Raw genomic sequence first — 1,352 nt, 5'->3', positions numbered from 1 at the left:
CTGGACGTGGCGGGCGTCGTCGCCTCGCAGGGGCGAGTCGGCAGCTGCCGCTGGCCGGGGCTCGCGCCGGCGCTGGCCGACGGCGAATGGCACGACCTCACCGGCCCGCTCGGCGGCTGCCAGGCCTTCGAGGTGATGGCCGGCGCCGGGCACCCGGGCGGCGGGCGCTTCGCGCTGATGCACGCGATCGCGATGAACACCTACAACCCGACGCGCGGCTGGCTCGACATCCTGTCGCGGCGCAAGCGCATCCGCTGCGACAACACCTGGTACGGCCGGCGCTGCGACAAGCTCGAATTGCGCTGGGAAGGCAGCAGCGGGCGCAACGCCAGCTACCGGCTGCAGGTGCGCTCGAAGTGCGATTACGGCAGCGGCGTGCGCATCCAGGCGACGCTGACGCGGCTGTGGTTCGACGAGACCATGCAGGGGTGCGCGCCATGAGCGGTGAACGCGACGACGCGAGCTTCGCGCGGCTGCGCGAGCAGGGCATCGCCTGGCTGCAGGCCGTCAGCGGCCACGCGTGGACCGACCACAACCTGCACGACCCCGGCATCACGATGCTCGAGCAGCTGTGCTTCTCGCTGACCGACCTGGTCTATCGCGCCGATTTCCCGGTCGCCGACCACCTGACCGGGCCGGCCGGCACGATCGACTACGACGCCTTGTCGCTGCACCCGCCGGCCGAGGTGTTCCCGTGCCGCGCGACCACCGGGGCCGACGTGCGCCGCCTGCTGCTCGATGCCGTGCCCGGGCTCGACGACGCGACGCTGCAGGCGCGCGACGACGGCGTCGTGCACCTGGTGCTGCAGCTGTCGCAGGGCGCGGCCGAGGGCGAGGGCAAGCGCATCGCCGATGCGCGCGCGGCCTTCCTCGCGCAGCGCAATCTCGGCGAAGACCTCGACCTGGCCGTGACCGCGGTGCAGCCGGTCGCCTGCGAGCTGCATGCGCAGATCGAGATCGGCGGCCCGCGCGACGCGGCCGACGTGCTGGCCGAGGTGTACGACCGCTGCGACCGCTTCGTCGCGCGCGCCGCGGTCAGCCGCAGCCTCGACGAGCGGCTGCGCGCCGGCGCGTCGCTGGAGGAGATCTACACCGGGCCGGTGCTGCAGCACGGCTTCATCGACGACCTGCCGATCGGCCAGGACGGCGCGCAGCGGCTGTTCCTGTCGGACCTCGCCGCGGTGGTGCAGGCGGTGCCGGGCGTGGAAGGGGCGCGGCTGTCGCAGCTGCGGCCGGCCAATGCGGCGGCCAGCAACGGCTCGGTCGCCTGGCGCGGCGACAACTGGGCGCTGCGGCTCGCGCTGCCGAGCGACGGCTCGCCGGGCACCATCGGCGTCACGCGGCGCGGCAAC

Annotated in this window: 2 protein-coding genes; both read left to right on the top strand. The window is 74.0% G+C overall.

The window, feature by feature from the left end; all coding sequences use genetic code 11:
- A partial coding sequence (locus AC1D1T_RS32535; protein WP_477993480.1) for a hypothetical protein occupies positions 1–441 on the top strand: 441 nt, incomplete at its 5' end.
- The coding region (locus tag AC1D1T_RS32530) for a baseplate wedge protein (protein WP_477993479.1) at positions 438–1,352 on the top strand (915 nt) is incomplete at its 3' end. The genes AC1D1T_RS32535 and AC1D1T_RS32530, both read left to right, overlap by 4 nt.

The organism is Rhizobacter sp. P2_H3 (assembly GCF_056403355.1).
The sequence above is the reverse complement of the archived record's forward strand: the minus strand, read 5'-3'. Positions and strand labels throughout refer to the sequence as shown.